Annotated in this window: 5 protein-coding genes and 1 CRISPR repeat array; of the genes, 3 read left to right on the top strand and 2 right to left on the bottom strand. The window is 52.0% G+C overall.

The annotated features are described in order from the left end of the window. Positions 1 to 48 precede the first annotated feature (48 nt). Positions 49 to 565: a CRISPR direct-repeat array (repeat unit 29 nt; unit sequence GCGTTCCCCGCGTAGCCGGGGATCAACCG). A gap of 115 nt (positions 566 to 680) precedes the next feature. Continuing rightward, positions 681 to 1886: an MFS transporter gene (locus Q8W24_RS03160; protein ID WP_305474367.1), complete on the bottom strand. Its 1206-nt coding sequence runs from the start codon at positions 1884 to 1886 to the stop codon at positions 681 to 683. Between the two features lie 581 nt (positions 1887 to 2467). On the opposite strand from Q8W24_RS03160, the gene Q8W24_RS03155 reads away from it, so the two are divergent. Both Q8W24_RS03155 and Q8W24_RS03150 read left to right on the top strand, forming a co-directional pair. Then, complete coding sequence (locus Q8W24_RS03155) at positions 2468 to 3223, top strand: DUF599 domain-containing protein (protein WP_305451897.1); 756 nt, start codon at positions 2468 to 2470, stop codon at positions 3221 to 3223. Between the two features lie 67 nt (positions 3224 to 3290). Continuing rightward, a complete protein-coding gene (locus tag Q8W24_RS03150) occupies positions 3291 to 3764 on the top strand; it encodes an FKBP-type peptidyl-prolyl cis-trans isomerase (protein WP_305474366.1) in 474 nt (157 codons plus the stop codon). A gap of 103 nt (positions 3765 to 3867) precedes the next feature. Here the strand turns inward: Q8W24_RS03150 and nhaA are convergent, their stop codons facing one another. Then, positions 3868 to 5094 (bottom strand): Na+/H+ antiporter NhaA, encoded by a 1227-nt coding sequence (nhaA, locus tag Q8W24_RS03145; RefSeq protein ID WP_305474365.1) that lies wholly within the window; start codon positions 5092 to 5094, stop codon positions 3868 to 3870. Between the two features lie 257 nt (positions 5095 to 5351). Here nhaA and Q8W24_RS03140 point away from each other — a divergent pair, with 257 nt between their 5' ends. Then, positions 5352 to 6275, top strand: a complete 924-nt coding sequence (locus Q8W24_RS03140; protein WP_305451899.1) for a methylenetetrahydrofolate reductase — start codon at positions 5352 to 5354, stop codon at positions 6273 to 6275. Positions 6276 to 6554: the final 279 nt, after the last annotated feature.

Here is a 6554-nt window from a genome sequence, read left to right as displayed (position 1 = left end):
AGCCGGGGATCAACCGGCGAACCTGAAAAACATCATCATTTTTCGGTGGCGTTCCCCGCGTAGCCGGGGATCAACCGATGATAAAAATATATTCCTATACTTGGACATTGCGTTCCCCGCGTAGCCGGGGATCAACCGCGTGGCGGACTGAGCAGACTATTCATAAAATCGCGTTCCCCGCGTAGCCGGGGATCAACCGTCAAAATTGGCGGCCAGTACGTCAGCATCTGCGCGTTCCCCGCGTAGCCGGGGATCAACCGGGGTTGTGCATCGCTGTAACGCCCACACGATTGCGTTCCCCGCGTAGCCGGGGATCAACCGGCATTTGCCAAAAAATAGGAGCGCGCTACATGGCGTTCCCCGCGTAGCCGGGGATCAACCGAGGGCGCAACAACCCCAGCCACCGGGAAATGTGCGTTCCCCGCGTAGCCGGGGATCAACCGATTAGCCAGGCTAAACCGGCTGTTGAATGTGAGCGTTCCCCGCGTAGCCGGGGATCAACCGCTCGACAATGTTTGCTCTTGGGTTTGCTGAATGCGTTCCCCGCGTAGCCGGGGATCGACTGCGATTCCGCGGGATCTCTCTGTCTTCACCCCAAATAATTTGTATTGGCAGTTGCGTTCTGCTCCCAGTTTGCTCGTCAGATGACAAAGGCACCCATGCCGTGGCTACCGATGGCTTTATGATAAAGATTTTGGTTCATTGGTTTGCAGCCATGGCAGGGCGACAAGCAGCAGCAGGGTAATGGCGATCACGGGGAAGGTGATCAGGTTGAGTTCGTACCAGCCGTAGAGGTTGAATTGTCTGCCAGCACCAAGGGACGCGAGGGCGACGGTGCCAAATACCAGCAGGTCGTTGAGGGCTTGCACCTTGGATTTTTCTTCTGGTCGGTAGGTCTTGGTCAACAGGTTGGTTGCGCCAATAAAGCCGAAGTTCCAGCCTAAGCCAAGCAGGATTAACGATCCCCAGAAGTGCATCACTTCCATTCCGGACATGGCGGTAGCGGCGGAGGTGAACAGCAGCATCAGTCCCAGCGCGGTGATCCAGCGGGCACCGAAGCGGCTGATCAATCGGCCGGTAAAAAAGCTGGGAGCAAACATGGCGAGGATGTGCCATTGAATGCCGAGGGTGGCTGTGCCGCTACTATGACCTTCGTGCACCATGGCGATCGGGGCGGCAGTCATGATAAAGGACATCAGAGAGTAGGATACTGTACCTGCCAGGGCAGCAACGATAAATCCCGGGGTTTTGGCTATTTGCCATAAGGACCGGGTGTGCTCACTGATGTGGCGGCGGCGGGGTGGCGGTAATCGGAGTGATAGCAAAATGGGAATGGCGAAGAGTGCCAATACGCCCTGGGCAATAAAGCTGGCAGCGAAAGGGGCGGACTCCCAAAGGTTTTGGGTCCAATAAACGGTTTGTGGGCCAATAATGGCAGCCGCTAACCCGCCCAGCATAATCAGTGAGATCGCGTTGGCTTTATGGCTGTCAGGTACCAGGTCGGCGGCGGCAAAGCGGTAGTTTTGGACGCAGGCACCATAAAACCCGGTCAGTCCAAGTGCTGCACAAAAAAGCCAGAATGAGGTGTTGGCAATGGCGCTGGCGGCTAGTGCGGCGGCCACTACACACACCAAGGTCCCGATCAGGTAGGTGGCTTTGCGTCCGGCATTTTTCATTAATATGGCGACGGGAATCATGGCGAGGGCGACGCCGATGCCATACAGGCTGACCGGGAGTGTGGCCAGTGCGGGATCCGGGGTCAGCCGTTGGCCAACTAGGCCACCAATGGAAATTATGATCGGTGCTGAAGAGCCGCCCAGTGCTTGGGCTGAAAACAGTTTGCCTAGGTTGCGTTGAGTGGAGGCATCCAGGGTTTTAAGCGACATACGGGTATCCAGTCTGGAAGGTGAAATCGGCCATGTTATGTTGGCGTTGCATTGGCCTGGGTTACCAAGACCTGGTCGCGCTTGGCACGACCTGGGTATTCCATTACCGGGTACGTTTGTGGGAAAGACGAACTAGCCCTTTTTAGTTATTGGTGGGGTTGTCGCCGTTCGGTTTTCACGTAGTTGTTTGATTTTGATTCTGCCTGGAATTGCCATAATGATATGCATCAAGGAATTTCCTTTATGTAGGGCAATCCTACAATTTTTTGTTGTGTAAATCGGGCAGGAATGATACGAGGTTGTGGCCAGATTGTCAGCCCTGGCATGGATTCTGTTGCTGTTATTGAGACAGGGTGTCCACTTTTGCAGTCGGATGGTTGGCGTACAGTGAGGTAATGAGGGAGGACCAATAGGCGTTATCTTGTTCTGATGCAACGGTGTCGTGACCGATCCGACTGGATGGCTTGGCTGGACTTTGTTTGAATGCGCGGCCAGCGTGAATGTTGTGGTTGTCGGACATCAAGATGGTGGCAGCCGCTATATTCTGTTTGTATCACTCACAGGTAATAACGAGAAATATTGTGCATAACATCCCTGAAGATGCCATCAGTTGGTTGAATTGGGCCGCGCTGGCCTGGTTTTTGTTCTGCTGGATTGTTTATGGGCGCTTTGCCAAGTACATGGCCAAGCGTACCGCTTCTCTGTCATCGGTGATGCATGTACACCGGATCAATTGGATGCGACGGCTGCTGATGCGAGAGGTAAGGGTCGGGGATGCGGCCTTGCTGGCCAACGTCGAACGGAACGTTAACTTTTTTGCGTCTTCCTGTGTGTTGGTGTTGGCGGGTTTGTTGACGGCTATGTCGGCGGTTAACGAAATTCAGGATGTCTTGCTGGAAATTTCTTTTGTTACCCCTGACAGTCTGTTGGCCATGGAATTGAAGGTCGGGGTCATGATTGGCGTATTTATTTATGCTTTCTTTACCTTTACCTGGTCGATGCGGCAGTTTGGTTTTGCTTCGGTCTTGATTGGGGCAGCACCGTTCCCTAATGACAAAACCGTAACGGCGGCCGAACGGCGCAGTTTTGCTATTTATGCTGCCAAGGTGATCGATCAGGCTGGCCACAGTTATAACAACGGCTTGCGAGCTTTTTATTTTTCGCTGGCGTTGTTGTTGTGGTTTGTCAATGTCTGGTTGTTTTTGGCCAGTGCCGCAACGGTGGTATTTATTCTGTATGAACGGGAGTTTTTATCCAGTTCATTAAAAGCATTAAAGATGGTTGAAAATGTTGGTGAAAAACTGACTCGGGATGACAAGGAATTGTCGAACTATTGATTCCTGTGGCCGAGTGGCTGATGAGTCGCTTATGATTCGGGTCCACTATTGATAAACGGATGGAATAATGCTGGATATACTTCTGGTTGCAGTGATTGCCGGTTTGCTGGGTTATGCCTTGCGTCGTGCGGGGGTTGGCAGTAAAGGGGCGGATGAAAATATCGCGCTGGGAGATGCCTTTCTGGCAAAGAACGGAGCGGAAGACGGCGTTGTTTCGACCGCCTCGGGTTTGCAATACAAGGTGTTAAAACCGGGTAATGGTGGTAAGCACCCAGCCGCCAGTAGCAAGGTAACAGTGCATTATCATGGTACCTTACTGAATGGTACTGTCTTTGATAGCTCGGTTGAGCGTGGAGAAACCATCAGTTTTCGTTTGAATCAGGTGATTCCTGGTTGGACAGAAGGTGTGCAGTTGATGACCGTTGGCCAGAAGAATATCTTTTATATCCCGTCAGAGCTGGGCTATGGCAAACGCCGTGCTGGCCGGATCGAACCGGGCAGCCTGCTGATCTTCGAAGTGGAATTGCTCGGCATAGAGTAGGGATTGGTTCTGTCGGTGTTTTTGTCCTGTTCTTGTCAGCTCCATCTAAAGCAAAACCGGCTCGCCTGTATGGGCGAGCCGGTTTTGACCATCTATCAGGCTATCAGGCTTTGTTTTGTGCTTCTGACTCAGCCGGTTTGCCCAGGCTTTTGTTCAGAACCATATAACCAAGGATGCCGGAAGCAATCGAGCCAATCAGAATCCCCAAGCGCTCATCGAAAGTGTTTTCGATACCGCCACCGTCCTCAAAGGCCAACGAGCCGATAAACAAACTCATGGTAAAGCCGACGCCACATAATGCGGCGGTGCCGTAGAGTGTTGTCCAGGAGACGTTGCTAGGCAGTTTGGTCCAACCGATCTTGATGGCCAGCCAGCAGAACGCAAAGATCCCTAGTTGCTTACCGATGAACAGGCCTGCGGCAATCCCGACCGGGATTGGGTGTAGCAGTTGATCCATGCCGATGCCGGTGAGGTTGAGGCCCGCGTTGGCAAAGGCAAAAACGGGTAAGATGAAGAACGCAACGACCGGGTGCAAGTCTTTTTCCAGTTGGTGGGCCGGTGAGTAACCAGGCTGGCGATCAAGTTTCATTGGTACGAACATCGCCAACATGATGCCCGACAGGGTGGCGTGTACACCGGATTTCAGCATCGAAACCCACATAATGGCTCCCAAGAGCATGTAGACACTTTTGGAGGCTACTTGAAGCCGGTTCACCATGAATAGTATCGGCAAGCACAAGGCGATGACGCTGAGTGCCGTCAGGGAAATGTTGTCGGTATAAAACACGGCGATAATGATAATGGCGCCAATATCGTCAAAGATGGCCAGAGATGTCAGGAATATCTTGATGCTGGTCGGGACGCGAGAGCCCAATAACATCAAAATACCGAGAGCAAAAGCAATATCCGTGGCTGCCGGGATAGCCCAACCCTGAATATCCAACTCATTTTTGTGATTGAACGCGATGTAAATCACCGCAGGTACGAGCATGCCGCCCAAGGCACCGATGCCTGGCAAGACAACGTTGCGTTTGTCGCGTAACTCACCTTCGAGCCATTCGTATTTCAGCTCCAGACCTACCATAAAGAAGAAGATAGCCATCAGGCCATCGTTAATCCAAAGCAGCAGGGGTTTGGCAATATGCAGCGCGCCAATATGGACTTCTACTGGAGTGTCCAGTAGCAGATTGTAAAACGGTTCCAGTGGAGTATTGGCAAAGATGATCGCCATCAGTGCGGCAAACATCAGCAACAGACCGCTGGCGGATTCCATCTTGAAAAAACTGTTCAAGCTGTTCAGTGATTTCGGCAAGAGTGAGGATATGTTCATAGGTAATGAATAGGCTTCCTGTCGTTCAGAGGTGTCTACATTATCATTTTGCTTGTCTGTCGGGCCAGCATGATCGGATATAAATATTCGATCTGGAAGGAGTTTTTACGTTGGATTTGATTTCTTGTAAATTTGAATAATCAACTGTTAATTCAGGGGTTTAGCGGATTAAGTCAAGCTGGGTTAATATGTCATCTTTGTACGATCCACCGAAGGTGTTGGCGGGTTGGAATATTACAGATTTTGGAATTGTCATTATGCTTACCGAAAAAATCCGCAACAGGGAAAGTGGCATCGTGTTGTACGGCATCGTGCCACCGAAAAAAGGTACGGAGCCAGCCCGGATTGCAGAGATCGCTGAGCTGCAAATCCAGCGCATGCAGTCATTGCCTATCGATGGTCTGGTGCTGTACGACATTCAGGACGAAGAATCACGAACCGCCGAGAAGCGGCCTTTTCCGTTTATCGAAACCCTGGATTGTTTTGACTACAGCCGCCAACAGCTGGCAGCGCTGACCGTACCCAAAATCATTTATCGCGCCGCTGGCAAGTATCCAGGCGAGCAATTGAGTGCGTTTCTCCAGCAGGTCTCTGCGACAGATAATCTGACTGTCTTTGTTGGTGCTGCCTCAAAAGACCAGTCGGTCACCATGACCATGTCTGAAGCTTACCAGTTAAAGCAGCAGGTTCGGCCGGATGTCCTGCTGGGAGGTGTGATGATTCCTGAGCGCCATCGGGCCAAGGGTGATGAGCATCTGCGTGTTTTTGAAAAGATTCGCCAGGGCTGTTCGTTTTTTATCTCCCAGGGGGTTTACGACTTGCAGGCATCGAAGGATTTTTTGTCTGACTATTATTACGCTGGTAAAGCCCAGGGAATCGATCTGGTGCCGGTAATCTTTACCTTGACGCCCTGTGGGTCTGTGCAGACGCTGAATTTCATGAAATGGCTGGGGATCAGTATTCCACGCTGGCTGGAGAATGAGCTGCTGCACGCTCATGATATTCTTGAGCAATCAGTCAATTATTCTGAAGCTAACTGGCGCGAGCTCAAGGCTTTTGCGGATACTCTGGGGGTGCCGGTGGGATGCAATATCGAAAGTGTTGCTGTACGCAAGGTCGAAGTAGAAGCGGCTATTGAGTTACTGAACCGGGTGTCGCGACCGGCTCCGTCCGTATCCTGAGCTGGTTCTGCCCTGATGTCCTTTGAGTTGACTCATTCGTACCCTGAGAGCTGGTTCTGTCCGCTGAACCAGCTCTGTCGATGACGCCGAAGCTGACCGGTTTGCCGATGAATCCGGAGTGGCCTTGTGTAAGAGCTTAGCGTTGGGGATCGATAGGGGTGACAGGAGGTCTGGAATTGGGTTGATCCTGCGTTGTAGCTGGAATCACGGAGCTTGCTTTGTTGGTCGGCTGGCGAGGGCCAAAACGAGGGGCAGGCAGGCTAGGGGTTCGAAGAGCAC

Origin of the sequence: Oceanobacter sp. 4_MG-2023, from assembly GCF_030689165.1 — a bacterium.
GTDB lineage: Bacteria > Pseudomonadota > Gammaproteobacteria > Pseudomonadales > Oceanobacteraceae > Oceanobacter.
Note: the sequence above shows the minus strand (reverse complement) of the source record. Positions and strands in the feature narration are given on the sequence as shown.